The organism is Sphingopyxis sp. PET50 (genome assembly GCF_025244705.1).
Taxonomy (GTDB): Bacteria; Pseudomonadota; Alphaproteobacteria; order Sphingomonadales; family Sphingomonadaceae; genus Sphingopyxis.
Genome location: NZ_CP104207.1, coordinates 947,510 through 973,044, shown reverse-complemented (window position 1 = coordinate 973,044; position 25,535 = coordinate 947,510). Strand labels below are relative to the sequence as shown.

General features: G+C 67.5%; 27 protein-coding genes and 3 pseudogenes. 14 read left to right on the top strand and 16 right to left on the bottom strand.

The genetic code is table 11. The features are described from left to right. Positions 1 to 89 precede the first annotated feature (89 nt). From N0A20_RS05030 to N0A20_RS05010, 5 genes are all read right to left on the bottom strand, one after another. Complete coding sequence (locus tag N0A20_RS05030; RefSeq protein ID WP_260582882.1) at positions 90 to 1,595, bottom strand: AMP-binding protein; 1,506 nt, start codon at positions 1,593 to 1,595, stop codon at positions 90 to 92. Then, positions 1,592 to 2,362 (bottom strand): FadR/GntR family transcriptional regulator, encoded by a 771-nt coding sequence (locus N0A20_RS05025; RefSeq protein ID WP_260582881.1) that lies wholly within the window; start codon positions 2,360 to 2,362, stop codon positions 1,592 to 1,594. The genes N0A20_RS05030 and N0A20_RS05025 overlap by 4 nt, the downstream gene beginning before the upstream one ends. Positions 2,363 to 2,462: 100 nt before the next feature. Next, positions 2,463 to 3,323: an SDR family NAD(P)-dependent oxidoreductase gene (locus N0A20_RS05020; RefSeq protein ID WP_260582880.1), complete on the bottom strand. Its 861-nt coding sequence runs from the start codon at positions 3,321 to 3,323 to the stop codon at positions 2,463 to 2,465. Then, the gene (locus tag N0A20_RS05015; protein WP_260582879.1) at positions 3,316 to 3,831 is read right to left on the bottom strand and encodes an SDR family oxidoreductase; all 516 of its coding nucleotides are present in this window, start codon (positions 3,829 to 3,831) and stop codon (positions 3,316 to 3,318) included. Before N0A20_RS05015 ends, N0A20_RS05020 begins: the two co-directional genes overlap by 8 nt. Next, positions 3,828 to 4,709, bottom strand: coding sequence for an SDR family oxidoreductase (locus N0A20_RS05010; RefSeq protein WP_260582878.1), 882 nt, complete (start codon positions 4,707 to 4,709; stop codon positions 3,828 to 3,830). The genes N0A20_RS05015 and N0A20_RS05010 overlap by 4 nt, the downstream gene beginning before the upstream one ends. A gap of 80 nt (positions 4,710 to 4,789) precedes the next feature. Here N0A20_RS05010 and N0A20_RS05005 point away from each other — a divergent pair, with 80 nt between their 5' ends. The 9 genes and pseudogenes from N0A20_RS05005 (at position 4,790) to N0A20_RS04965 (ending at position 10,648) form a co-directional block, all read left to right on the top strand. After that, positions 4,790 to 5,653, top strand: coding sequence for an SMP-30/gluconolactonase/LRE family protein (locus tag N0A20_RS05005; RefSeq protein ID WP_312846601.1), 864 nt, complete (start codon positions 4,790 to 4,792; stop codon positions 5,651 to 5,653). Next, positions 5,568 to 6,069, top strand: a pseudogene (locus tag N0A20_RS05000) (nuclear transport factor 2 family protein). The gene N0A20_RS05005 and the pseudogene N0A20_RS05000 overlap by 86 nt, the downstream one beginning before the upstream one ends. Before the next feature lie 41 nt (positions 6,070 to 6,110). After that, complete coding sequence (locus N0A20_RS04995) at positions 6,111 to 6,569, top strand: MarR family winged helix-turn-helix transcriptional regulator (protein WP_260582877.1); 459 nt, start codon at positions 6,111 to 6,113, stop codon at positions 6,567 to 6,569. After that, on the top strand, positions 6,566 to 7,633 hold the full coding sequence (locus N0A20_RS04990) for a phosphotransferase family protein (protein WP_260582876.1): 1,068 nt from the start codon (positions 6,566 to 6,568) through the stop codon (positions 7,631 to 7,633). Before N0A20_RS04995 ends, N0A20_RS04990 begins: the two co-directional genes overlap by 4 nt. Positions 7,634 to 7,648: 15 nt before the next feature. Beyond that, complete coding sequence (locus tag N0A20_RS04985; protein WP_260582875.1) at positions 7,649 to 8,923, top strand: acyl-CoA dehydrogenase family protein; 1,275 nt, start codon at positions 7,649 to 7,651, stop codon at positions 8,921 to 8,923. Positions 8,924 to 8,937: 14 nt separating this feature from the next. After that, the gene (locus tag N0A20_RS04980; RefSeq protein WP_260583996.1) at positions 8,938 to 9,396 is read left to right on the top strand and encodes a hypothetical protein; all 459 of its coding nucleotides are present in this window, start codon (positions 8,938 to 8,940) and stop codon (positions 9,394 to 9,396) included. Then, positions 9,291 to 9,542, top strand: a complete 252-nt coding sequence (locus N0A20_RS04975; RefSeq protein ID WP_260583826.1) for an alpha/beta hydrolase fold domain-containing protein — start codon at positions 9,291 to 9,293, stop codon at positions 9,540 to 9,542. Before N0A20_RS04980 ends, N0A20_RS04975 begins: the two co-directional genes overlap by 106 nt. Continuing rightward, positions 9,502 to 9,900 (top strand): alpha/beta hydrolase, encoded by a 399-nt coding sequence (locus N0A20_RS04970; protein WP_260583825.1) that lies wholly within the window; start codon positions 9,502 to 9,504, stop codon positions 9,898 to 9,900. Before N0A20_RS04975 ends, N0A20_RS04970 begins: the two co-directional genes overlap by 41 nt. A gap of 1 nt (position 9,901) precedes the next feature. Next, positions 9,902 to 10,648, top strand: coding sequence for an SDR family NAD(P)-dependent oxidoreductase (locus tag N0A20_RS04965; RefSeq protein ID WP_260582874.1), 747 nt, complete (start codon positions 9,902 to 9,904; stop codon positions 10,646 to 10,648). 115 nt (positions 10,649 to 10,763) lie between these two features. Here the strand turns inward: N0A20_RS04965 and N0A20_RS04960 are convergent, their stop codons facing one another. After that, the gene (locus tag N0A20_RS04960) at positions 10,764 to 11,744 is read right to left on the bottom strand and encodes an NAD(P)H-dependent flavin oxidoreductase (protein WP_260582873.1); all 981 of its coding nucleotides are present in this window, start codon (positions 11,742 to 11,744) and stop codon (positions 10,764 to 10,766) included. A 67-nt stretch (positions 11,745 to 11,811) separates the two neighbouring features. Here N0A20_RS04960 and N0A20_RS04955 point away from each other — a divergent pair, with 67 nt between their 5' ends. Next, complete coding sequence (locus tag N0A20_RS04955) at positions 11,812 to 12,801, top strand: NADPH:quinone oxidoreductase family protein (protein WP_260582872.1); 990 nt, start codon at positions 11,812 to 11,814, stop codon at positions 12,799 to 12,801. Positions 12,802 to 12,930: 129 nt separating this feature from the next. Here N0A20_RS04955 and N0A20_RS04950 read toward each other — a convergent pair whose 3' ends face one another. From N0A20_RS04950 to N0A20_RS04925, 6 genes and pseudogenes are all read right to left on the bottom strand, one after another. Beyond that, on the bottom strand, positions 12,931 to 13,863 hold the full coding sequence (locus tag N0A20_RS04950) for an NAD(P)H-dependent flavin oxidoreductase (protein ID WP_260582871.1): 933 nt from the start codon (positions 13,861 to 13,863) through the stop codon (positions 12,931 to 12,933). Between the two features lie 93 nt (positions 13,864 to 13,956). After that, the gene (locus tag N0A20_RS04945; RefSeq protein WP_260582870.1) at positions 13,957 to 14,928 is read right to left on the bottom strand and encodes a hypothetical protein; all 972 of its coding nucleotides are present in this window, start codon (positions 14,926 to 14,928) and stop codon (positions 13,957 to 13,959) included. Continuing rightward, the gene (locus N0A20_RS04940) at positions 14,925 to 15,371 is read right to left on the bottom strand and encodes a WS/DGAT domain-containing protein (RefSeq protein ID WP_260583824.1); all 447 of its coding nucleotides are present in this window, start codon (positions 15,369 to 15,371) and stop codon (positions 14,925 to 14,927) included. The genes N0A20_RS04945 and N0A20_RS04940 overlap by 4 nt, the downstream gene beginning before the upstream one ends. Positions 15,372 to 15,562: 191 nt before the next feature. Beyond that, positions 15,563 to 16,201 (bottom strand): annotated as a pseudogene (locus N0A20_RS04935) (wax ester/triacylglycerol synthase domain-containing protein); the annotation flags it as partial. 99 nt (positions 16,202 to 16,300) lie between these two features. Further along, a complete protein-coding gene (locus N0A20_RS04930; protein WP_260582869.1) occupies positions 16,301 to 17,377 on the bottom strand; it encodes an acyl-CoA dehydrogenase family protein in 1,077 nt (358 codons plus the stop codon). A 2-nt stretch (positions 17,378 to 17,379) separates the two neighbouring features. Then, entirely contained in the window at positions 17,380 to 18,591 is a 1,212-nt protein-coding gene (locus N0A20_RS04925) for an acyl-CoA dehydrogenase family protein (RefSeq protein ID WP_260582868.1), read from the bottom strand. 100 nt (positions 18,592 to 18,691) lie between these two features. Between N0A20_RS04925 and N0A20_RS04920 the strand changes: the two genes are divergently transcribed. Together N0A20_RS04920 and N0A20_RS04915 are read left to right on the top strand one after the other, a co-directional pair. Further along, positions 18,692 to 18,877: a hypothetical protein gene (locus tag N0A20_RS04920; RefSeq protein WP_260582867.1), complete on the top strand. Its 186-nt coding sequence runs from the start codon at positions 18,692 to 18,694 to the stop codon at positions 18,875 to 18,877. 135 nt (positions 18,878 to 19,012) lie between these two features. Then, positions 19,013 to 19,495: a thioesterase family protein gene (locus N0A20_RS04915; RefSeq protein ID WP_260582866.1), complete on the top strand. Its 483-nt coding sequence runs from the start codon at positions 19,013 to 19,015 to the stop codon at positions 19,493 to 19,495. Here N0A20_RS04915 and N0A20_RS04910 read toward each other — a convergent pair. The 3 genes from N0A20_RS04910 to N0A20_RS04900 all read right to left on the bottom strand — a co-directional run bounded on the left by N0A20_RS04910 (position 19,492) and on the right by N0A20_RS04900 (position 22,611). Further along, on the bottom strand, positions 19,492 to 20,289 hold the full coding sequence (locus N0A20_RS04910) for an enoyl-CoA hydratase/isomerase family protein (protein ID WP_260582865.1): 798 nt from the start codon (positions 20,287 to 20,289) through the stop codon (positions 19,492 to 19,494). The genes N0A20_RS04915 and N0A20_RS04910 overlap by 4 nt on opposite strands. After that, positions 20,282 to 21,079 (bottom strand): enoyl-CoA hydratase-related protein, encoded by a 798-nt coding sequence (locus N0A20_RS04905; RefSeq protein WP_260582864.1) that lies wholly within the window; start codon positions 21,077 to 21,079, stop codon positions 20,282 to 20,284. The genes N0A20_RS04910 and N0A20_RS04905 overlap by 8 nt, the downstream gene beginning before the upstream one ends. A 245-nt stretch (positions 21,080 to 21,324) precedes the next feature. Next, positions 21,325 to 22,611, bottom strand: a complete 1,287-nt coding sequence (locus N0A20_RS04900) for a MaoC family dehydratase N-terminal domain-containing protein (protein WP_260582863.1) — start codon at positions 22,609 to 22,611, stop codon at positions 21,325 to 21,327. Positions 22,612 to 22,686: 75 nt separating this feature from the next. Here N0A20_RS04900 and N0A20_RS20545 point away from each other — a divergent pair. Both N0A20_RS20545 and N0A20_RS20540 read left to right on the top strand, forming a co-directional pair. Beyond that, a pseudogene (locus N0A20_RS20545) lies at positions 22,687 to 23,643 on the top strand (class I adenylate-forming enzyme family protein); the annotation flags it as partial. A 250-nt stretch (positions 23,644 to 23,893) separates the two neighbouring features. Next, positions 23,894 to 24,178 (top strand): AMP-binding enzyme, encoded by a 285-nt coding sequence (locus N0A20_RS20540; RefSeq protein ID WP_409574727.1) that lies wholly within the window; start codon positions 23,894 to 23,896, stop codon positions 24,176 to 24,178. 133 nt (positions 24,179 to 24,311) lie between these two features. Here the strand turns inward: N0A20_RS20540 and N0A20_RS04890 are convergent, their stop codons facing one another. After that, positions 24,312 to 25,535, bottom strand: coding sequence for an acyl-CoA dehydrogenase family protein (locus N0A20_RS04890; protein ID WP_260582861.1), 1,224 nt, complete (start codon positions 25,533 to 25,535; stop codon positions 24,312 to 24,314).

Below are 25,535 nucleotides of genomic sequence, written 5' to 3'. Positions count from 1 at the left end.
GTCGAAGGGCCGTTCTTTCCTTGGACGTTAGGAAGAAGAACGGTGCTTCGACAAGCTCAGCACGAACGGAGTTTAGGCGAGCATGGCAATTAAGCCGTCCGCCGCAATTCCTGCTTCAGCACCTTGCCCGACGCGTTGCGCGGCAGTTCCGCCAATATCGTCAGCCGCTCGGGCGTCTTCTGCTTCGCGATCCCCGCCGCGAGGAAGTGCGCGCGCACGTCATCCAGCGTCAGCGTCGCGCCCGGCGCCAGCACGACGCAGGCGCGCACCACCTCGCCCATGCGCTCGTCGGGCGCCGCCACCGCCGCCGCATCGGCGATCGCCGGATGCCGCAGCAGCACCGCCTCGACCTCCTTCGACGCGATATTCTCGCCGCCGCGGATGATGATGTCCTTCTTGCGGTCGGTGATCAGCAGATAGCCGTCCTCGTCGAGGCGGCCGACGTCGCCGCTGCGGTACCAGCCGCCGGGCAGGAAGGCCGCTTCGTTCAGCGCCGGGTCGAGATAGCCCAGGAACAGTTCGGGTCCGCGCGTGCAGATTTCTCCATCCTGCCCCGGCGGCACGTCCCTGCCCGCGTCGTCGACGAAGCGCATTTCGGATCCCTCGATCACGCGGCCCTCGGTATCGAGCTGCTTGTCGAGCGGGTCTTCGGCGACCCCCGACGTCACCGTCGGATGCTCGCTCGACCCATAGCAGTGAAAGACGGCGAGTCCCTGCGCCTGGCAGCGTTCGATCAGCGACGGCGGCACCGGCGCGGCGCCGACCATATAGTGCCGGAGCGACGACAGGTCGCGCCCCGCCGCGTCGGCGGCGGCCATGATCCCCGACAGATGGAAGGGCGTCCCCGACGTGAAGGAGATGCGATGGCGTTCGATCAGTTCGGCGGCGAGTGCGGCGTCCCACTGGTCCATCAGCACGAGCGGAGTCGCCTGGCAGAGGAAGCGGTACATCGACAGCGCGCCCGCGACATGCCCCGGCGGCCACGGCGAAATCACCGTCTCGTCGTCCGAACCGCCGCGCATGTCGCGCATCGACTGCAGCTCGGCGAGGATCGAGCGCGCATTGTGCATCACGCCCTTGGGATCGGCGGTGGTGCCCGAGGTATAGACGAGCAGCGCAAGGTCGTCCGCGTCGACCGGCACCGGATCGGCGATCGGTCCGTCGGCCTCCAGCGCATCGAAATCGGGCCCGATGACGATGTGGCGGTCCAGCGCGGGCAGCTCGCCGCAATCGGCCACGACCCGGGCATGATCGACACCCCGGAAGCGATCGGGCGTGAACAGCCATTTCGCTCCCGACTGGCGCAGGATGAAGCCGAGTTCCTTCGCGCCATAGATGGTGACGATCGGCAGCATCACCGCCCCCGCCTGCGCCGCCCCGGCCGCGACGACGAGCCATTCGCGCCAGTTGGGAAGCATGCAGGCGACGATATCGCCGCGCCCGATCCCGGCGGCGCTCATCCGCGTGCCCATACGGCGGCCCGCCGCGACGACTTCGCCGAGCGTCGTTTCAGCCGGGTGCGTGTCCGACGCGACGGTCAGCGACGCGCCGGGCATGCGCGCCGCGGCGGCCATCATCGCGTCGGCGAAATTCATCCGTGCAGGGAGTCGACCACCCGCTCGCCCTCGCCGCGCGCCGCCCAGGTGTCGTTGGCGTTGCGCAGGTGAAGCCGCCAGTGCGCGACCGCGCCCTCGACATCGCCGGCCTCGATCATCGTGACCAGCTTCTCGAAGGATTTGAAGCCCGCGCGCAGGCTCTTGTACTTGTCCTCGGTCGTGCGCGGGTGGCGGCGCTGATAATCATTCTGGTGATGGCGGCCGAGGTTGAGCAGCATGCGGTTGAGCAGGCTGAGCGTCTTGTTGCCGGTGGCCTCGACGAGCGTCTGGTGGAAATGCGACACATTGTCGACGAATTCGGCATAGGCCTCGGTACTGAGCATATTGTCGAGGTCCGCGAGCACCTGCCGCACCTTCGCGAAACCCGGTGTCTGGCCCTTGGCGGTGGCGAGCCAGCGCACGACGGTCGGCTCGATCGCGAGCCGCGCGGCATAGAGATCGGAGATCGTCGTCCCGCCCGCCTCGAGCAGATAGCCCGCATAGCGCGACACGAGTTCGACCGACGGCTGATGCACGCGCGCGCCGCTGCGCGACCCGCGCACGACGCTGATCAGGGCCTCGGCCTCGAGGATGCGAAAGGCTTCGCGCAGGGTCGGGCGCGAAATGCCGAGGGTCGACATCAGCGTGCCTTCGGGCGGCAGCGAGTCGCCCTCTTTCAGTTCGCCGCGCACGATCTGGGCCCTGATCTGGTCGGCGACCAGTTCCGATGTCTTGGGTACCCTGATGCGCGCCGCGCTATTTTCCATATTCACAAATCCTGCCCCTGCCCGGAGTTTGTTTCATTTCCAGTAGCTGCGTCTTTAGGACCTTTGACGCAACCTAGCAATGTTGCCCTATTTCCTTCATTTAGGCGCCGAATGCCAAACCTTCGTTGAGCGTCCATTTGCCGTTTCTTCCACGCACCCAGCCCGACGCGCCCCAGGTGCCGCCATCGACGGGAAGCAATACGCCGGTGATATAGCTCGCCATTGCGCTCGACAGGAAAACCGCCGCGTCGCCGCATTCCATGTCGATGCCTTCGCGGCCCAGCGGGATCAGCCGGTTCATCGCGTCGATTTCTTCGGCACTGTGCCGTTTCCAGGTCGCGGGGTCGACCGGCCCGGCGCGATTGCCCTGATTGCCCGGCGTGACCGTATGGTCGGGCGCGATGCAATTGACGCGGATGTCATGGTCCGACAGCTCGACCGCCATCGACCGGGTGAAGCTGAGCATACCCGCCTTGCACGCCGCATAGACGGCGAAATTGGGCGCCGCGCGGCTCGCCTCGATGCTCGCGACATTGACGATCGAGCCGCCACGCCCGCCCGCGACCATATGCTTGGCCGCCGTCTGCGTCGCGATCAGCATCGACATCAGGTTGATGTCGATATGCTTGCGCATGCTGCGCTCGCTCTGGTCGAGAAAGGGCCGCGCCGACACGCCGCCGGCATTGTTGGCGAGGATATCGAGGCGGCCGAATTCGGATGCGGTGCGGTCGATGGCCGCGCGCAAGGCGTCGCCGTCCATCACGTCGCCCGGGATCGCCAGCGCGCGCCGCCCCGTCTCGCGAACGCGCGCCGCTGCTTCCTCGGCGCGTTCGGCGAAGATGTCGAAGATCGCGACATCGGCGCCCGCCTCGGCCAGCCGGATCGCGATCGCGCGCCCGATGCCGCCACCGCCCCCCGTGACGAACGCCGCCTGCCCGTCGAGGCGGATGCGGTCAGTCATCGAGCGCGATGCCGACCACCGCGCCGGTGACATAGGCGGCATAGTCGCTGGCGAGATAGGCGGCGAGATGCCCGAGCGTATCGCCCGTTTCGCGGGTGAGAATGCTGTTCACGCGGATACCGTCGCGGGCCCATTCGACGCCGAGCGTCTTGGTGAGATTGCCGAGCGCGCCCGCCGCCGCGGCCTGATCGGCGCCGAGCGCCTGCTCGGGGGCGCCGACGAACAGCACCGCCCCGCCCTGCCCGCGCGCGCGGCAGCTTGCGGCGAAGTCCCTGGCGCCGAGGAACCGCCGGTCGAGACCCGCGTCGAGGCTGGCGCGCCATTCGGCGTGGGTCAGCTCGTGCGCGGCCTTGACCTTCGGCGGCGGGGCGATGTGAACCCAGATATCGGCCTCGCCCCCGACGAGCGTCGCGCCCGCCGCCTCGAACGCGGCGGCGATCGCCGGGCTGTCGCCCTCGATCCGGGCGCGCTTGCCCGCCAGCCAGCCGCTCATTTCCACGCGCTTCATTTCCATCCCCAGGGGCCGTCGGCGCGCTCGCGCGGCGGCACATAGTCGGGCATGATGAGCGAGCGGCGCAGGCTTTCGCCGCCGTCCTGCACGATCACCTGCCCGGTCATGGCGCCGAACAGCGGCGTGCAAGTCATCGCCGCGAGCCAGCCGAATTCCCAGATGCTGCCGGTACGGCCGGCGGGGATCATTGCCTGAAGCTCCTCGATCCCGCCCTCGCGCTGTCCGGCATTCGAGGTCGCGTGCGGGAAGAAACCCGCCGCGACGGCGTTGACGCGGATGCCGTGGGGCGCCCAGTCGGCGGCCATTTTCCTCGTCATCGTCGCCTGCGCGGTCTTGGCGGCGGCGCTGTGCGCGTCGCCGGGAAAGCCGGTCCAGATATATTGGGCGCTGTTGTTGACGATCGCCCCGCCCTCTCCCGCCGCGATGTGGCGGCGGGCATATTCGGCCGAGCAGAGGAAGGTGCCGTCGATCGCGATCCGCGTCACCGCGCTCCACGCGTTCGGCGAAATATCCTCGGCGAGCACCGGGAAATTGGCGCCGGCGTTGTTGGCGAGGAGGCCGACCGGGCCGAGCGCCGCCTCGGCCTCGTCGAAGGCGGCGGCGACGGCTTCGGGCAGGCGGACGTCGCAGCTCATCGCATGGGTGCGCACGCCCAGCGCCGCGATCTGCGCCGCGCCCTCCCGCGCGCGGTCGAGGCTGCGGCCCATGACCGCGACATCGGCGCCGCCCTGCGCAAAGGCCCTGGCCATCGCCAGCCCCATGCCCGACCCGCCGCCGGTGACGAGCACCACCTGTCCCGCGAAAATGCCGGCCGGATAGGGCGGCACGTCGAAGGGTGGCGGCGTCGCCACGATATGATGGGCTGGTACGGCCATTGTCTCTCCCTCCGCGCAGGGTTGCGCGCTCGTCCCCCGCGTGTCAAGACATGGATAACTAAGTTATACAGGAGAGGCGCATGATCGAGATCGTCGCGGAAGGGCTCGCCTTTCCCGAAGGGCCGGTGGTGATGGCCGACGGGTCGGTGATCGTCGTCGAACTCGCGGGCGGGCGCATCACGCGCTGCTGGAACGGACGGACCGAAACGGTCTGCGAGATCGGCGGCGGACCCAATGGCGCTGCGATCGGACCCGATGGCGCGCTCTATGTGTGCAACAATGGCGGGCTCGACCTCGTCAAATTCCAGAATGCGCGCGGCGCCGGGCACGAGGGACGCGTCGAGCGCGTCGATCTGTCCACCGGCAAGTTCGAGCGACTTTACGATGCCTGCGATGGCGTCGCACTCGAAGCGCCCAACGACATCGTCTTCGATGCCGAGGGGCGGCTGTGGTTCACCGACCTCGGCAAGACGCACGACGGCATCCGCACCGCGAGCGGATTGTTCAGCGCGCTGCCCGACGGATCGTCGATCGCGGCGATCAATCGCCATGCGGTCTCGTACAACGGCATCGGCCTGTCCCCCGACGGGCGCCACATCCATGTCGCCGATACGCATCAGGCGCGGCTGTGGCGGTATGAACGGGAAGTCGCGGAACAGCGCCCGACCTGGGTCGCGACCGCGCCGGGACCGGTCGGGTTCGACAGCCTCGCGGTGACGGCGGCGGGGAACATCTGTGTCGCCACACTCTATGACGGCGGGATCACGACGATCACGCCCGATGGGGCGGTGAGCAAGCTCGATATCGCGGGCGAACCCTATGTGACCAATATCGCTTTTGGCGGCGCCGACATGCGCGATGCCTATATCACCCTGTCGCGGACCGGGCGGCTGGCAAAAATGCGCTGGGACGAGCCCGGGCTGGAGCTTTGCTACAATGGCTGATCTTGCCGCCGACCGCGACGCGATCCGCGACCTGCTCGCGCGCTATACCTATCATGGCGACCGTGGGCGGCTGGACGCGATGACCGCCTGTTTCGCCGCAGACGGCGTGCTCGAATATCTCGGCAAGGCGCCGCGCGGGCCGGCTGGCGATCGCGGCGGCGCTGGCGTCGGGCACGCGCGATGCGCGGCTGACCTTCGTGCGCCACCATATCACCAACCCGCTGATCGCGGTCGATGGCGATACGGCCACGGCGCGCAGCTATTTCACCGTGCACAGCAATTTCGGACCCGATCACAGCGGCACCTATGACGACCGGCTGATCCGCACCGCCGACGGCTGGCGCTTCGCGCACCGGCGGGTGCGGATCGACTGGCAGGCCGAAGGGTCGCTGTTCGAGCGGATGGCGACGCGCTGAAATAAATTGACACCATAGTGTCAATTTGACATCGAAGTGCCATGTCTGACCGTTTTCCCGAGTTCGAACGATTCGCCGACGAGGTCGCGCGGCTGCGTGGGCGGATGCGGGCGCTCTACGCCGACACGCGCGCGAAAAGCGGGCTGCCCGAAATGGAGCTGACGGTGCTCACCGCCGTGGTGAACGCCGCGACACCGCCGACGGTCGCGCAGATCGGGCGCAGCCTGGGGCATCCCCGTCAGGTGGTGCAGCGCGCCGCGAACCGGCTCGCCGAACTGGGACTGGTCGCATTCGCCGACAATCCCGGGCACAAGCGCGCGTCGCTGATCGTCGCGACCGAGGCGGGACGGGAGTTGAAAGCGGCCGACCACGAGCGCGCGCAGGCGGTGACGCGCGCCGTGCTGACCCACGTCGATGCGCAGAGCTTTGCCGAGGCGGCCGAACGGATGCACATAATCCGTACCGGCATCGAAGCCTATTTGCGGGAGCGCGACGGATGAGCGACGATGTGAAGGCGCTGGCCGATCCCGAACGGTTGACCGCATGGCTCGACGCGAACCTTCCCGCGCTCGGCGACGGACCGCTGGCGGTGGAGAAAATTCACGGCGGCACGTCGAACGTCATCCTGTCGCTCGATCGCGGCGGCAAGACGCTCATCCTGCGCCGTCCGCCCGCGGTGCCGCCTCCCGGAAGCGAGAAGAGCGTGCTGCGCGAGGCGCGGGTGCTCACGGCGCTGAACGGCACCGGCGTGCCGCACCCGGTCTGTCACGGAAGCTGCGCCGACGCCGAGGTCATCGGTGCCCCCTTCTATGTCATGGATCTGGTCGAGGGATGGCCCGCAGACCTGCGCGACGGGCGCATTTACGACCGGCCGCCTTTCGACAAGCCGCCGCACGCGCGCGAGGTGCCCTTTGCGATGGTCGACGGGCTGATCGCGCTCGCCAACGTCGATTACAGGGCCGTCGGCCTCGAAGACTTCGGGCGGCCCGACAATTTTCTCGAACGGCAGGTCGACCGCTGGGAAGGCCAGATCAGGAGCTACAGGCAGCTTTACGATTTCGAGTGGCGCGAACTGCCGGGCTATGCGCTGGCCCGCGACTGGCTGCGTGCCAATATCCCGGACGATTTCCGGCCCGGCATCATCCACGGCGACGTCGGCACCCCCAATGCGCTCTTCGCCTTCGATCCGCCGTGCCGGCTGACCGCGCTGATCGACTGGGAACTGTCGACGATCGCCGATCCGCTGCTCGACCTCGCCTGGTTCTGCAACGGCATATGCGACGACCGCTTCCCCGGCCATGTGCCCGAAAAGGCGCTCTATAATGTCGGCGACTGGCCGAGCCGGCAGGAGCTGATGGCGCATTATGCCGCGGGCACCGGGCGCGGCATGGACAGCTTCGACTATTATCTGATCCTCGCGATGTTCAAGGGCGGCTGCATCCTCGAGTACAAGGTCGCGCAGGCGGCCAAGGGCATATTGAACGCCGAGACCGGGCGCTTCTTCGACCGGCTGGTGCGCGGCAATTTCGCCGAAGCCGAAAAACTCATCCGCCTGATCGGCTAATACAAGGACGACGACATGATCGATTTCCGCATCGAGCCCGAATTGCAGGCCAAACTCGACTGGATGGCGACATTCGTCCGCGAGCAATGCGAGCCGATGGACCTGCTCTTCCCCGGCCATGGCGCGCCCTATGACGTCGCCAACCGGGAATCGCGCGCCTATATGAAACCGCTGCAGGAGCAGGTGAAGGCGCAGGGGCTGTGGGCGTGCCACCTCGGCGCCGAACTCGGCGGGCCGGGCTATGGCCAGCTCACCCTCGCGCTGATGAACGAAATCCTCGGGCGCAGCTATTGGGCGCCGACCGTGTTCGGCACCGCGGCGCCCGATACCGGCAACAGCGAAATCCTCGCGATGTTCGGGACCGAGGAGCAGAAGGCGCGCTATCTCCAGCCGCTGATGGACGGCACGATCGTCTCCTGCTTCTCGATGACCGAGCCGCAGGCGGGCGCCGATCCCAAGGAATTCACCTGCCGCGCGTGGCAGGAGGGCAACCAATGGGTGATCGAGGGCGAGAAATGGTTCTCGTCCAACGCGCGCTTCGCGGCCTTCCTGATCGTGATGGTCGTCACCAACCCCGAGAATCCGCCGCACCAGCGCATGTCGATGCTGATCGTCCCCACCGACACGCCGGGAGTCGAATATATCCGCCATTCGCAGACGATGGGCGACAGCAAGGGCGCGGACGACGGCACCCACGCCTATATCCGCTACAACAAGGTGCGCGTGCCGCTCGACGCGATGCTCGGCGGGCCCGGCGAGGGATTCAAGGTGGCGCAGGCGCGGCTCGGCGGCGGGCGCGTCCACCACGCGATGCGCACCGTCGGCAAGTGCCAGCGCGCGATCGACATGATGCTCGAACGCGCGGTGTCGCGGCGGACGCAGGGCAAGCCGCTCAGCGAGCATCAGTTCGTGCAGGGGGCGATCGCCGATTCGATCATCGAGCTCGAACAGTTCCGCCTGCTGGTGCTCAAGACCGCGTGGATCATCGACAACGAACCCCACGGCGCCGCGCGCACCCATATCGCGATGTGCAAGGTGCAGATGGCGAAAGTCTATCACGACATCGTCCAGCGCGCGATCCAGCTGCACGGCAGTCTGGGCATGACGCTGGAACTGCCGCTCGCCGATATGTGGATGGGCCTGCCCGCAATGGCACTCGCCGACGGGCCGACCGAGGTGCACAAGGTGCAGGTCGCCAAGGCCTATCTGAAGAATGCGACGCCCGCGCCGGGACTGTTCCCGAGCGAGCATATCCCGACGCGGCTGGAGACGATCCGGGCACCGAGCTGAAAGGAGAATTTTGAATGACCACCCGCCATCTGGTCGACCGGCAGATCGCACCGCTGCTCAACATGTTCCCGCAGGTCGAGCTTGCCGGATCGCTGATCGCCGAGGTTCGGGAAAAGGCCGACGCCGCCTACGCCTTCCTGCCGCCACCGGCGATCACGCCCGAGGTTATGACCATATCGTCAGCGCATGGCGGGCCCGACATCGCGGTCTATCTTTATCGGCCGTCGGCGACGAAGCCCGGGAGCGGCGCGATCCTGTATATCCACGGCGGCGGCATGGTGATGGGATCGGCCCGGCGGATTCAGACCAGCCCGGCGACGCTCGCGGCATCCATGCCGGCGTACCCGTCGCATCGGTCGAATATCGCCTGGCGCCCGAACATCCCTTCCCCGCGCCGCAGGAGGATTGCCATTCGGCGCTGGTGTGGCTCGCGGGACAGGCCGGGGCGCTCGGTTTCGACGCGAACCGGATAATTGTCGCGGGCGAGAGCGCGGGCGGCGGTCTGGCGGCGGCGCTGGCGATCATGGCGCGCGACCTCGGCGGGCTCGGCGATCGGGGGGCAATTGCTCACCTATCCGATGCTCGACCATCGCACGGGGGGCGAAGCCTGCCCCTATGACAATCCGAACACCGGCGAGTTCGTCTGGACGCGCGCGAGCAACCGGTTCGGATGGGCCGCGCTGAAAGGCGACTATGCCGCGGACGACCACCGCAAGGGCTGGTTCTCGCCCAGCCTTGCCGACGATCTGTCGAACCTGCCGCCCGCCTATATCGCGACGGGCAGCCTCGACCTCTTCTTCGACGAAAATCTCGATTATGCGCGGCGGCTGACCGCATCGGGGGTGCCCGTCGAGCTGCACAGCTATGCGGGGGCGGTCCATGCCTTCAACGCGGTGGCCGACGCCGATATCGCGCAGCGCTGCAACGCCGGGCTGATGGCGGCGGCAGCCGCGATGACCGCCCCGACGGGAGACTGACATGCCCCCCGATCCGCTGTTCGATTTCACCGGCAAGGTCGCGCTCGTCACCGGCGGGTCGCGCGGGCTCGGCTACCGCATGGTCAAGGCGCTCGCCGAGCGCGGCGCCGACGTCATCGTCGCGAGCCGCAAGCGCGAGAATTGCGAGGAGGTGGCGGCGGAGTGCCGCGCGCTCGGGCGTCGCGCGCTGGCGCACAGCGTGCATTGCGGGCGCTGGGACGAGATCGATGCGCTGATCGCCGCGGCCTATGCCGAATATGGGCGCGTCGATATCCTGATCAACAACGCCGGCATGTCGCCCGCCTGCCCCAGCCACGAAATGCCCGAGAGCCTGTTCGATTCGGTGATGAACCTCAATTTCAAGGGGCCGTTTCGCCTCGCAAGCCAGGTCGCGCACCGGATGAGCGAGGGCGACGGCGGCTGCATCATCAATATCAGTTCGACCGGCGCGCTGATGGCGCTGCCGATGGTCGTGCCCTATGGCGCGGCGAAGGCGGCGCTCAACGCGATGACCGTATCGCTGAGCCGCGAATATGCGCCGAAGGTGCGCGTCAACACGATCAGCCCTGGCCCGTTCCTGACCGACATCGCCGAGGCGTGGGACCCGAGGAAGCGCGAGACGCAGCCGGTGGCGCTGGGACGGCCGGGGCGGCCCGAGGAGATCGTGACAGCGGCGCTGATGCTGGCGAGTCCGGCGTCGTCCTATACCACCGGCGCGCTGGTGCGGGTCGATGGCGGGCAGCGGTGACTCTGTTCCCCTCCCTGCAAGGGAGGGGTTAGGGGTGGGTGCGAGCGGAGCGAGCGGCAGCGCCAGATCGCATACCCACCCCCGGCCCCTCCCTAAAAGGGAGGGGAGAAATAGCTCAGTGCCGAAACCCCGCCAGCCGCTGGTCGAGGATCGCCTCGGCCTCGGCAATGATCCGGTCGATCAGTTGCTGACAGGTCGGGATGTCGTGGATCAGCCCCTGCACCATGCCGGCCCAGAAGACGCCCTTCGACAGATCGCCGGTCTTGAGCAGCTCGCGGCCCGCGGTGCCGGCAACCAGTTCCTGCACATCGGCGAATTTGGCGTCGGGCTGCGCGAGGCGGCGGACCACCTCTTCACTGACTTCGCTCTTGCCGACGCGCGCGGTGTTCTTGAAGTTGCGGAAGATCAGGAAGCTGCCGCGCTCGTCATTGTCGAGATAGGCCTGCTTCACATTGTCGTGGATCGGCGCTTCCTTCGTCGCGCAGAAGCGCGTGCCCATGTTGATGCCCTCGGCGCCGAGACTGAGCGCCGCGATCAGGCCGCGGCCATCACCGAAACCGCCCGAGGCGAGCATCGGGATCGTCACCTTGTCGGCGGCGGCGGGGATCAGGATCAAGCCGGGGATATCGTCCTCGCCCGGATGCCCCGCACATTCGAAACCGTCGATCGAGATGATGTCGCAGCCCGCCTTTTCCGCCGAAAGCGCATGACGGACCGCGGTGCATTTGTGGAGGATGGTGACGCCGTGCGGCTTCACCCGCGCCCAGATCTCGCGCACCGCGGGGGTGCCGGCGGTCTCCATGACCTTGACGCCGCTTTCGACGACCGCATCGGCATAGGCGTTGTAATCGGGCGAGTTGATCGTCGGGAACACGGTCAGGTTGACGCCGAAGGGCTTGTCGGTCATCGACCGGCAACGCTCGATCTCGTCGCGCAGCGCCTCCGGGCTCGGCTGGGTCAGCGCGGTGATGATGCCGAGGCCCCCGGCGTTCGACACCGCGCTCGCCATGTCGGCGGTGCCGACGGCCTGCATGCCGCCCTGGACGATCGGATGTTCGATGCCCAGCATTTCGGTGATCCGCGTCTTGAAACCCATTGGCTTTCCCTCCAGTAGTTATATAACTTGGTTATACTTCTAAATTGCTGATGACAAGAGGTGTCCGATGACCGCTCCCCTGCCCCGTGCCGTCCGCGCCGACGAACTCGGCCCACCCGAAAATTACGTGCTTGTCGACCATGATCCGGGTCCGCCGTCGCCCACTCAAGTAAGGATTTCTATCAGGGCGGCGGGGATCAGCTTCGTCGACGTGCTGACCGCGGGCGGCGGTTATCAGGTGAAACCGCCGGTGCCGTTCATTCCAGGGAGCGAGTGCGTTGGCGTGGTCGAGGCGGTCGGGGCCGAGATTACGGGGCTGGCGGTAGGCGACAAGGTGGTGGCGAGCGGCTGGGGCGGGATGTTCGCCGAGGCGGTGAACCTGCCCGCACGGGTGGTGCGCAAGATGCCCGAAGCGCTGTCGTTCGAGGAGGCAGCGGTGTTCCCCGTGAGCTATGCCACCGCATGGCATGCGCTCGTCGATCGCGGGCGGCTGGCTGCGGGCGAGGCATTGCTGGTGCTCGGCGCTGGCGGCGCCACGGGCTATGCGGCGGTGCAGATCGGCAAGCATCTGGGCGCGCGGGTGATCGGGTCTGCGTCGAGCGAGGAAAAGCGCGCGCTGGCGATCGCCGGGGGCGCCGATGCCGTGGTCGATGCGCGCGGCGGCGACTGGCGCGAGGCGGTCAAGGCGGCGAACGAGGGCAAGGGGGTCGATGTGGTGTTCGATCCGGTCGGCGGCGAGGCGACCGATCCGGCGTTCCGCTCGCTGGCGTGGAACGGGCGGCATCTGGTGATCGGCTTTCCGGGCGGGATCGCTGCGCTGCGGACCAATTTGCCGCTGTTGAAGGGGGCAAGCCTGGTCGGGGTCGACGTGCGGCAGTTCGGGATTTTCGAGCCAGAGAAGAGTGAAGTCAATCGGGATACGGTGTTCGCGCTGGCGGGCGAAGGCAAGCTACGGCCAGCGGTGGCGCGGACTTACAACCTGGACGATTTTCGCGCGGCGATGGAAGATGCGGCGGCGGGCAAGAGCGCGGGGCGGGTGGTGCTGGTGATGGAGTAGTGGCCAGAAATCCGAATATCCCCTTCCCCGTTCGTGCTGAGCTTGTCGAAGCACCGTTCTTCCTGCAACGTTGAAGGATAGAACGGCCCTTCGACAAGCTCAGGGCAAACGGCTTTTGGGTGGCTTTGTTCAGGCCCAACCCGCCGCCGCCTTGTCGATCCGCCCTCGCCAGTCTAGCCCGCCCGGCAGCGCCTCGAACGCGCGCGTCAGCCGCGCCACCAATTCCGCCACCGGCTCGACCGCGTCGATCAGTCCGACGCTCTGCCCCGCGCTCCAGATATCGCGCCACGGTATCACACCCTCGGGCATCGGCGAGCGAACGCTCGGCAGCGTTTTCGCATCGAGCCCGACCGCCTCGATCGATGGCCGCATCCAGTGCGCGGGCACCCCGTTCATCGCCGCCGAGGCGACGATGTCGTCGGCGCCGACCGCGGGGATCATGCTGCGGTGCCCCTCAACCACGCCGCTCTCGGGCGTCGCGATGAAGCGCGTGCCCATGCAGGCGATGTCGCCGCCGAGCGCGAGCGCCGCCGCGATGCCGTGCGCGTCGGCAATGCCGCCCGCGACGATCAGCAGGCCGCCGAACATCCGCCGCACCGCGGGGACGAACGCCATCGGGGTCAGGAAACCCGTATGCCCGCCTGCCCCGGCGCAGGTGAGCATCAGCCCGTCGGCGCCCGCCGCGATCGCCTTTTCGGCGTGCTTCATCGTCGTCACGTCGTGGATCACGCGCCCGCCCCAGCCATGCACCCGCTCGACCAGTGCAGAGGGATCGCCGAGGCTCGACAGCACGAGCGGGACGCGGTGGCGTTCGAGCAGCGCCAGCCGGTCGGCGGCCGCGGGATCGGTGCCCCAGCGGGCGGGCATGTTGACGATCGGCGGCGCGCCGTCCTCCACGGCATCGAGCGCGGTCAGATATTCCTCGAACAGCTTGAACGGGGTGACCGTCCCGCCCTGCCACCCGCCGATCACCCCGGCGCGGCAGCAGGCGGTCGCGAGCGGCACCGACGAGGCGAAGCTCATCGGCGCACACATCAGCGGCAGCGAGAGGCGGGAGAGCATCGCGGTCAGGCGGTCGCCTTGAGCGCGTCGAGCATGCGGACGAAATGAACCGGATTCCATACGTCCTGATCCTCGCCCCAGCCGATGCCGCCGTCAATGTCCCAGCGCATCAGCTGGTTCACGCCGTAACCGGCCTCGCTCATCGTGCTGACGGTGAAGCCTTCGCTCTTCATCGCGCGGCCATGCTCGTCGGTGAGATCGACCTGCATATGCGTACTCCAGCCGGTCCTGGGGCTGCGGAAGACGCGCATCCGCGATTTGCCGGAATCCAGGCTGCCGAACTGGCCGTCGCGGCGAATCCAGCTCGGCGTTCATGGGCGACCAGCCATCGGCATCGCCGTCCTGCACGCGCGCGAAGCCGAGGAAGCCGGTGCCGTCGCGGCGGTGGCCGAAGATGTACTGGATACGCCCCCTGCCCCGCTCGCGCTCGATCTCGCGCCAGCGCGCGCCGCCGGGATGCTTCACCCGGTCCATGTCATCGGCATAGACTTTGGGGCTCGCCGCATAGGGGCCGCCGCGCGGGCCCCAGGTGCGGTCGCGCACGCCGATCCCGTCGATGCGGATGCGCTCGCCGCGCAAGGTCATCCAGCCTTCGACATGGCCGAGCTGGTCATAGTGCGGCGTCGCCATGAAGGGCGGCTTGCCCGGCGGGAAGCGGTGCGGTTCGTGCAGGCCGGTGTGGGTGAAGTCGAGCGCGAAGCCGCGCGCGGGATCGTCATATCGCAGATGATATTTCATGCCCGGTTCGAGCATTTTGAGGCTGTAGCCGCCGCCGTTCCTGTCGCCCGGGAAGGTGATGTCGGTGAGGTCGGGGGCATCGGGCATCGGCGCTTCCTCGACCTTGCGGTAATAGGCCATGCGCGCCTGATCATAGCCTTCATCGTCCCAGGCGAAGATGCGCCAGCTCACCGCCTTGCGGTTGGGATAATAGGGCGCGTGGATCCAGCAGCCGACCTTGCGTTCGGGGATGTTGAACGACCACCAGTTGGTTTCGGTCTCATAGGGGTCGTCGGAGAGCTGGTGATAGCGGTCGTCCTCGGGCTTGAAGGCGAGGTCGTCGGTCATGCGAGGTGCTCCAGTTCGTCGAGCGCGGCCACGAAGAGCCGCGCGATGCGGCCGACGTCGGCGACCTTTTCGGCATCGGCGATCACGCCCATGTCGAGATTGTCGCCGCTGCGCCGCGAGGTGATGTTGAGGAAGCGGCCCGAGCCGATGATCGGCACGGGATAATTATGAAGCTGGGCGAAGCCCGCATAGCTGCGGGGCTCCGCGGGGCCGGGCACGTTCGACAGCGTCAGATTGCCGGGGATGAGCCGCTTGCCGCCCGCCATGCGATCGGCGAAGGCGGCGCGGCGGTCGCGCGCGCCGAACGGCTTTTCGGCGGCGTCGAGCAGGGCCTCGTCATGACCGGTACGCCGCATTTCGGCGGCCATCGAGGTCTGGATCGCACGCAGCCGTTCGACGGGACCCTCGAGATGCGTGGCGAGATGCGGGTGAAGTGCGACGATGCGGTTGCCGAAATCGCCATGTTCGGGTCGCAGCGGTAGGAGCGCGCCGAATTGACGACGAGCGGCGCGTCGGGGAGGTCGCCGGTCTCGAGCAGGTAATTGCGCAGCGCGCTGCTGGCGAGGGTCAGGAAGATGTCGTTGATCGTCGCGCCGAGCGCCTTGCCCGCCGCCTTCACGCGCGCCAGCGGCAGGCTGATCGTCGCATAGCGCCGCGCGGCCGAGGTCGGGCCGGAGAGCGCGAATTCGGGGGTCGGTTCGCGGTCGCCCTTATGGGCTTCGAGCGCGGCGAGCGCCTCCTTGCGCCGCGCCGATTGTGCGGCGCGCAATTCCGCGTCGGCCGCGAAACGCGCATCGGCCCTTTCGCGCCATTTCTCCGGCTCGGGCAATCGCGCATCGGTGAAGCGCGCCGTTGCCACGGGCGTCGCGTCGCTGAGGAGGTGCATGACGGTCTGGAAGCCTATGCCGTCGGCGACACTGTGGTGCATCTTGAGGTAGAAGGCGCTGCCGCCGTCCGCGAGCCGTTCCAAGACATGGACGGCGAAGGGCGGGCCCGACAGGTCGAGGCGGCGCATGTTGAGCCGGGCCACCGCGGCGTACAATTCGGCTTCGCTCCACGCGCCATCGTGCGGTTCGACGGCGATCAGGCTTTCAAGGTCGGCGCCGGCGATATCGGCCCAGACGTCGCTGTCATAGCCGTCGGGCGCCTCGTGCAGCCGCACGAGCAGCGGCGTCGCGGGCAGGCGTTCGGCGAACTGGCGGCGGATCGCCGCGGCGACGCCGTCCCGCCGCTCGTCGGGCACGTCGAGCAGGATCAGCGCGCCGACATGCATCGGCGACGCGTCGGTTTCGGACAGGATCATGAAATGATCGTCGGGGCGCAGGCGGCGGACGCCCGGCGCGAGTTTCAGCGGATCGGCGGCGCTCATGCCCTACCAGCCCGCCAGCGCCGCGGCGCGCGCGCGATGCTCGGCGGGACTGCCGAGCCAGACGCGATCGGCCATCGCGCGGCGGAACCAGTAATGGAGCCCATATTCCCACGTATAACCGATGCCGCCATGCGCCGCGATCGCCGCGCGCGTCGCGCGGACATAGATATCGCACAGATGCGCCTTCGCCATCGCGGCGGCGCGCGGGGCGTCGGGCAGGCCCGCGTCCCAGGCGTAGGCCGCATACCAGACCAGCGCGCGCGCGGGTTCGACGTCGAGCGCCATATGCGCGAGCTGGTGCTTGAGCCCCTGGAAGCGCCCGATCGGCTGGCCGAACTGCTCGCGCTCCTTGGCGTAGGCGACGCTCATGTCGGTAACCTTCTGCGCGCCGCCGAGCGCGTCGGCTGCGACGAGGACGAGCGCGGCGTCGGCAAGGCGCGCGGTCATCGGGTCGGCCGCGGCGAAGAGGGTTTCGCCGGCACCGTCGGCAATCGCAACCTTCGACATCGGGCGGGTACGGTCGGCGGCTTTCACCGGTTCGATGGTGGCTTCGGCAGCGGGCACGAGGCGGACGCCCGTGGCGCGATCGACGATCAGGAACAGGTCGGCGGCGCGGGCGCTCGGCACATAGCCGCTGCCGCCATGGACCAGCGTCGCGACGGTTTCGCCGCTCGCCAAGGCGGCAAGGACAGATTGCTCCCCGACGAAAGCCGGGCCCCATTTTGCGAGATCGCCTTTGCCTTCTGGACCCCGGCTTTCGCCGGGGAACGGGTTGCGCAAATAGTCATGGGGACTGGCTGCCACTGCCGCGACCGTCAGCAGTTGCCCGATCAGCGGTCCCGCCGCCGCCGCCTCGCCCGCGACCTCGCAGACGAGCGCGGCGTCGAGCAGGCCCATGCCGCTGTCCGGCGCGAGCATGCCGCCGAGCCCGAGCGCCATCAGCGCGGCCCAGCTCTGTTGGTCGAAATCCGCGTCGCCGTCGGCGAAGGCGTGGATGCGCTCCATCGGCCAGCTGTCGGCGAGCGTGCCGCGCACCGCGTCCTGGATCGCCTGCTGTTCCCCGGTCAGGTGAAAATGCATGGTCAGCGTTCCCCGCTCATCGCGAGGTCGCGCGGCAAGCCGAGGCCGCGTTCGCCGATGATGTTGCGCTGGATGTTCGACGCGCCGCCGGCGATCGAATTGCCGAGGCTGCCCATGATCTGGTCGAGCCATTTCTCGGGCCCGCGCGGGCCGCGATTGCCGCGTCCGCCCGCGCCCGCGGGTTCGACGAAGCCATGCTCGCCGATCAGGTCCTGCGCGAGCAAGGCCATCTCGTGGCCGATTTCGGTGAGCAGCAATTTCATCATCAGCGCGACCGGTCCGGGGTCTTCGCCCGCCGCGGCGCAGCTGAAGATGCGATAGCTCGAATAGCGATGCGACAGCACCGAGCCTTCGATCTGCGTCAGCTTGTCGCGGACGACCGGATCGTCGATGCGGCCGACCTCCTTGGCCAGATCGACCAGCTTGGCGAATTGCCTGCCCAGCCCGTCGGCGCCGCCGATGCTCGCGCGTTCATGCTTCAGCGTGGTGCGGCTGACGTACCAGCCCTGGCCGCGCTCGCCGACCTGCCAGCTCACCGGGGTTTCGGCGTTGTCGAAGAAGAATTCGCAGAAAGTGTGGTCGCCCTCCTCGCCGGTCATCTGGCGGATCGGGCGGCGGGTGACGCCGGGCTGGTCGAGGTCGATGAGGAGGTAGGTGATGCCGTCGTGCTTGGGCGCATCGGGCTCGGTGCGCACGAGCATGAACATGTGCGTCGCCTGCATCCCCTGCGACGTCCAGATCTTCTGGCCGTTGATGATCCATTTTTTGCCGTCGACGGACAATTCGCCCTTCGTCCGCACGCTCGCGAGGTCGCTGCCCGAGCCGGGTTCGGAATAGCCCTGCCCCCAGACATAATCGCCCTCGACCGTCTTGCGGATGAAAAGTTCCTTCTGCTCCTCGGTCCCCTTTTCGAGCAGGGTCGGCACGGTCATGTTCATGCCGTTGCCGCCGACCTCCATCGGGGCGCGGGCGCGGGTGAATTCCTCGCGGATCACCTGCGCCTTGATGACATCGACCGGCTGTTCCGAGCCGCCGTACCGCTTCGGGATGGCGCGATAGAGATAGCCCTCTCCGGTCGCGAGCGCGCGGAAGGTGCGGATGAAGGCCTTGAGATCGGACCCGCGCGTGTCCGACGGCGGCGGCCAGTGCAGCGACAGGAAGGCGCGCACCTCGGCGCGAAAGGCTTCGGCCGCCTCGCCATAGCTCAGGTCCATCGCTCGTTCTCTCCCTGGGTTGTCGGCGATTCTATGCCCGAGTTATATAACTACGTCAAACATGTTGTGCAAAGCATGGCCGCCGGATAGGGAGGCCGCCATGACCGGCCCAAGCGACCCGATCCCGCATTATTTCGTCCGCGACGGCGAGGGTTTCGTCCCCTCGGGACTCGCGCGCAACCCCTGGTTCGACAATGCCGTCGCGGGCGGCCCGATCGCCGCGCTGATCGGCCATGTGATCGAGCAGGCCGGGTTCGACGCGCGTTTCGAGATTTGCTCGAGCTGACGATCGACATATTGGGCATCGTGCCGCGTGCGTTGCTCATCCCGCGCATCGTCGCGGTGCGGCAGGGGCGGCAGGCGCAGCTTCATCGCATCGAATTGCTGGCTAGGCGACCGGATCACCGCGCAGGCGCATCTGTTGCTCGCACGCGATCTCGACACACCGGCCTTTCCGCCCGCACAGCCGCATCCGTCGCCCGACGAGGTAACCGATGCCGATTTTCTCGTCGGCGCCAGCATGGCCGGCGCGATCCGCACGCGGCCGATCATGGGCCGGGTCCGCGAGCCGGGCCGCGGCGTGGCGTGGATGCGGATGGATGGCGAGGTCGTGCTGGGCGTGCCGGCATCGCCCTTCGTCAAGGCGTGCCTGTTCGCCGATTTCGGCAACGGCGTCGGCAGCGCGACCCATGCGCACGAGTGGAGCTATGCCAACCTCGACATCAATATCCACTTCTTCCGGATGCCGCGCGGCGCGTGGCTGTTGCTCGATTCCTTCACCGAAGGCGCGGGCAACGGCCATGCGCTGACCCAGACCCTGTTCGCCGATGCCGAGGGCGTCTATGCCAAGGGAACGCAGACGATCTTCGTGGCGCCGGGACAGCCGATCGACGGCCCGCCCTAATTGCCGGTGAAATGCGGCGCGCGCTTTTCGGTCACCGCGGCCAGCCCCTCGCGATGGTCCTGGCTGCCGAGCAGCAAAGCCTGATTGGGCAGGTTCGCCTGCCATTCGGCCTCCATGTTGCTTTCGAGCGCGCGCTGGATCGATTGCTTGACCGTCGCATAGGCGAGCGGCGCCGACGCCGCGAGTTCGTGCGCCAGGTCCATGCCGCGGGCCGCCAGATCATCCCTGGCGACCACCTCGCTCACCAAGCCGATGGTCAGCGCTTCGTCCGCGCGGACCTGACGCCCACGCAGGCACATTTCCATCGCGCGCCCGAGCCCGACGATGCGCGGGAGCAGGAAGGTGCCGCCGAGCGGGGGCATGATGCCGAGCCTGATCCAGCTTTCCTGAAACATGGCGCTTTCGGCGGCGATGCGGAAGTCGCAGGCGAGCGCGAGTTCACAGCCCACCGTCACCGCCGCGCCCTGCACCAGCGCGAGCGTCGGCTTCGGGCAGCGGTAGATGGCGCGCGCGGCGCCCTGGAAATTGGCGTAGACCGTGTCCTTGATCTCGCTCGCCGTCATGCCGGTCAGCCTTTGCAGAAAGGCGAAATCGGCGCCGACCGAGAAATGCCGGCCCTCGGCGGCGAAGACGATCGCGCGCACCTCGCGGTCGGTCGACAGCCTGGCAAAGGCATCGCGAATCTCGCCGAGCATCTCGGGCGACGAGGCGTTGCCGATGTCGGCGCGCGCGACGACGACTGCGGCGATGCCGCCGTCGTGACGGTCGATGCGGATATGGTCGAACTCAGCCACCCCGTTCTTCCTGCTTCTTCTTCTCGCGCCAGATCATCGCCGTCGCGCTGGTCGACAGGGTCATGTTGAGCGCCTCGGCATCGAGCACGGCCTCGAAGGCCCAATCCTCGGCGTTGTTGAGGTTCGCCTTCATATAGCGATAGCCCATGCGCGGACCGTCGGCGAGGCGGCGCGCCGCCTTCATCGTCTCCTCGCGCAGGACTGCATCGTCGAACAGGCGGGTGTAGAGCCCCTTGGCGAACGCCTCCTCCGCCGACAGTTTCTCGCCGAGGAAGAAAAGCTCGCGCGCGACGCCGGTGCCGACGATTCTGGTCCAGAACCAGGTCGAACCGAAATCGCCGCTCGCGCCGATGCGGTCGAACGCGGTGAGGAAGGTCGCGCTGCGCCCTGCGAAGCGCAGGTCGCACGCCCCCGCAATGCCGATGCCCGCGCCCGCGACCGGCCCGTTGACCATCGCGATCGCCGGCTTGGGCATTTCGTGGAGCAGCCGCGCGGTCTCCATGAAGGCGCGGAGCCGCGCGAAACCCTGTTCGGTGCGGCCGCCCACATCGGCGTTGGCCGGAACCACCGCCTTGTCGGCGGCGCCCTCCTTGAGGTCGCCGCCGGCGCAAAAGCCCCTGCCCGCCCCCGTCACCACGACGCAACCGACCGACGCGTCGCGCGCCGCGTCGGCGCAGGCGTCGGCGAGCGGCGCCATGATCGAGCCGGTCAGCGCATTGAGCCGGTCGGGCCGGTTGAGGGTGATGGTGCGGATCCCCGCATCATCGTCGATCAATATTTCGTCGCTCATAAATCCTCCCCGCCCGTCACGATGCTGTTGTGAGCTTACGGGTGGTGGGCAGCCCTTCTCAACCCCTCCTCTTCAGAGGAGGGGCAGCGAGACTTGGTTCGGCGCAGCCGGACCTAGTCGCAGCGGGGTGGTAGCCGAAGGCGCACGCCATGTCTCACCCACCACCCCGCTGCGACTAGGCAGCAAGCTGCCAAGTCTCGCAGGCCCCTCCTCTGAAGAGGAGGGGCTTGGCGCCTGCCGTCCGGTCAATCCCCGCCGAGCTCGCGGTGGCGCGCCAGCATCCGAACCGCCTTCTCCGCCAGTTCCTCGGGAACCTCGGGATAAAGCGGCAGCGGGCGGTCCTTGTTCGGCAGCGCGATCGTCGCGGTGGCGCGCACCGTTTCCTCGTCGCGCTGGTTGGTGAATTTGACCGCGACGTCGACCAGGCTCTGCTTGCCCTCCTGCCGCTTGGCGAGCACCTCGCCGGTCACGCGCTGGACGTCGCCCATGTAATTGAACTTGCGGACCTCGTCGTGGATATGGATGATGACGGCGTCGTCGCCCGCCCAGTCGCTGAGATATTGCCACAGGTAATTTTCGCGCATGACTCCATAGTCATAGGCCATCGGATTGCCGATCGCCTGCGCCCACACCGGGTCCCAGTGCAGCCGCTGCGCGACGTCGGGGATGCCATGCTCGTTCTTGACGTAGAAGGCGGGGATGCGCTGGCGGTTCTTGTGCGCGAGGCGGTTGGCGGTCGGCGCATAGGGCACGAAGCCGTAACCGTCGGCATGGAAACAGATGACGTCGGTGACGGTCAGCGGCCCTTTCGCCTGCAATCCCAGCAGATCGCCTTTCTCGACATTCTCGAACCAGCGTTTTTCGGCGCCCTGGACCTGCTCGGCGGCATAGATATCCTCGATCGCCTGCATCTCCTCGTCGGTGTAGCTGGCGGGCTCGATCGCCGAATATTTGCCCTTCTTCGCCGCGGTCTTGCGCTCGGTCAGCACGCGCAGGATGCGGTAGACCGCGACGACCTCGCCGCGCTGGTTGAACTTCACGTCGCGGCGCACCGTGATGACCGAGCGGCAGGCGAATTCGGACTGCTTGACCTCGCAGCTCTCGTCGCCGTTGAAGCTGTAGATGGTGTCGCCGGGAAAGATCGGGCGATAGAAATCCCATTGCGACCCCGACACGAAGACGTGGATGCCGCGAAACAGGCTTTTCTTGAGTGCCTTGATCTCGTCGGGCACCGGATCGCCCTTCAGCGGCCGGTTGATGATTCCCGCCATCATCCCCGGCGCGATCACGCTGCCCCAGCGGGTCTTCTTGGCATAATGGGGGTCAGTGTAGAGCGGCTTGTCGTCGCCCATGCCGTGCGCGAAGTTGCGGATATTATCCTCGGTCGCGGTGGTGATATATTCGCGCGTCTTCGCCGCCTGGTCGAAGCCGAGCAGCTTGCGCTGCCGTTCGATATCCGCGTCGGTAATTTCGTAAGCGACGGCCTTCTGCCACTCTTCGCTCTCTTTGATGTCGGTTTTCGCCTCGGCCATCGCATATCTCCCTTGTCACGAGTTATATAACTAGGTAATACATGCTCAACAGTGACGCAAGGGGATAAAGCCGCAATGGAAGTTCGCCGCATCAGCGATGCATTGAAGGTGCGCGCCTCGCACCAGGCCAATGACATCGCCCACGACGATATCCGTCGGCAAATCACCTTCGCCGAATGGGACCGCGAGGCGGACGAAGTCGGCGGCGGGCTGGCGGCGGCGGGGCTGGTTCCGGGCGACCGCGTCTTCCTGCCGATCAGCAATGCACATGCGGTCGAAATGGCGATCGCGGTGTTCGCGGTGTTCCGCGCCGGCGGCATCGCCTGCCCGATCAGCCCGCGCCTCAATCCGCGCGAGATCGCGGATTATGCGGCGCTGTGCGAGCCGCGCTTCTGCATCACCGACGCGCCCGAACTGGTCGCGGGGCTGGATCTCGCCGGATGCTGGCATGTCGCCGACATGCCGCGCGATATTGCGGCGCTGCCCGACCAGGCGAGCCTCGACCCCGAAGCCGACGCGGAAATCCTCGGCACCTCGGGCACCACGGGCAAGATCAAGGGCGTCGTCGTGTCGCACCCCGACCTGATGAGCAATGTCACCGGTTACAATATGGACCGCTCGCGTTCGACGCTGAACGCGCTGCCGCTCACGGGGTCGGGCGGCAATATCGGCATCGTGATGCTGCCCGCACGCGGTGGCGCGACCGCGATCACCCAGCAGAAATTCGACCCCAAGGGCTTCCTCGAACTGGCGAAGCTCAAGCGCCCGAACCTCGTTTATCTGGTGCCGTCGATGCTGCGCCTCGTGCTCGATCATCCCGAGGTCGGCAATTACGACATGGACGGGGTCAAATATCTGATGACCGGCACCGCGCCGCTGCCGCATGATTCGGTGAGGCGCGCCGCCGAACTGTGGCCGCACCTGCGCATCCGCAACAGTTACGGCATGTCCGAAGGCGGCGTGGGGCTGGGCACGACCAGCCAGGAACAGGTGCTGAAACCCGGCTGCGTCGGCAAGCTGCCCGCGCACATGCAAATCCGCGACGGGGACGGCAATGTCGTCACCGAACCCGGCGTCGTGGGCGAAATCTATGGCTGGCAGAAGCATCCGCGCCGCTACTGGAACGACCCCGAGGCCACGGCTATCAGCTTCAAGGGCGGCTGGACCAAGACCGGCGACCTGGGTTTCGTCGACGAGGACGGCGATCTGATCATGGCCAAGCCGGTCGAAGGAGCTCATCATCCGCGGCGGCTACAACATCACGCCGCTCGAGATCGAAACGGTGCTGCATCTGCACCCGGCGGTGCAGCAGGCCGCGGTCGTCGGGGTGCCGCACGAGGTGCTGGGCGAGGATATCGCGGCGGCGGTGACGCTGCGCCCCGGCTGCGGCGAAGCGACGGCGGACGACATCATCGCTTTCTGCAAGGCGCATCTGGGCGACAACAAGGTGCCGCGGACCTTGGTGGTGATGGACCAGATGCCGCTCAATCCGAACGGGAAGATTTTGAAGAAGGATCTGGCGGAGCCGCTGGCCAAGGCGGCGGAGGCGCGGCGTAGGGCGGCTTGATTTACGCCCTCCCCTTCAGGGGAGGGCAGCGAGACTTTCCAGCTTGCTGGTTAGTCGCAGCGGGTGGGGTCCATCGGCCTCGCGCAAGGCCGATGGACCCCACCCCAACCCCTCCCCTGAAGGGGAGGGGCTTTTAACCCTTCAACGCCTCGAACGGCACATCCTTGTCCATCCGCACCTCGCCGGGCATGCCGAGCACGCGTTCGGCGATCTGGTTGCGGAGCACCTCGTCGGCACCGCCCGCGATGCGCATGACGGTCGAATAGATATAGTCGTACTGGACGTCGCCGGTCGTCGTGTCGCCCGCCTCGGGCGCTATCCCTGAAAGCCCGCGCAGTTCGAGCGCGAGGCCGTTGGTCTTCTGGTAGCGCGACGCATAGGCGAGCTTGACCATGCCCGCCAGCGCGCCGGGATTCTCGCCCTTCGACACCATCGTGCGCAGCCGCGCCTGGAAGAAGCGCTCGCCCTGCTCTTCCGCCAGTGCTTCGGCGAGCTGCTGGCGGATCGCGCGGTCGTCGAGCATCGTGCCGCCATGGCCGTCGGGGGTCGCGGCGGCATAGTCGAGCAGCGGTTCGATCCCGCTGCGATGCGCGCCCGAGCCGAGCCGTTCGCCCATCAGGACGGTCATGCAGCAGGCCCAGCCCTCACCCTCGGCGCCGAGGCGGTTGGCGTCGGGAATGCGCACGTCGGTGAGGAAGGTCTCGTTGAACTCGCTCGCGCCGGAAATCTGGCGGATCGGGCGCGTCTCGATCCCCGGGGTCTTCATGTCGACGACGAAGAAGGTCAGCCCCTTGTGCTTGGGCACGGTGGGATCGGTGCGCACGACGAGGATGCCCCAGTCGGTCAGATGCGCCCAGCTCGACCAGACTTTCTGGCCGTTGACGATCCAGTCGCCCGACCCGTCATCGGCGCGCACCGCCTTGGTGCGCAGCCCCGCGAGGTCGGAGCCCGCGGCGGGTTCGGAGAAGAGCTGGCACCAGGTGATGTCGCCCTTCAGCGTCGCCTCGATGAAGCGCGCCTTCTGCTCGTCGGTGCCGTGCTTCGCGATGACGGGGAGCGCCATGCCGGTGCCGATCGAGGTGAAAGGCCCCTTGGGGAGGTGATATTTCCCCTCCTCCTCGGCGAAGATCACCGCTTCGATCCCCGACGCGCCGCACCCGCCGAGCGCCTTCGGGAAGGTCAGCCCCGACCAGCCGCCGGCATAAAGCGCGCGCATCCAGGCGCGGCCGCGATCGGCCTCTTCGGTGTCGGGCATCTTGACGCCCGTCGGCAGTTCGTGCGGGGGCGCATGTTCGGCGAGCCAGGCGCGCGCCTCGGCGCGGAAGGCGGCTTCTTCGGGGCTGTCGTTGAAATCCAT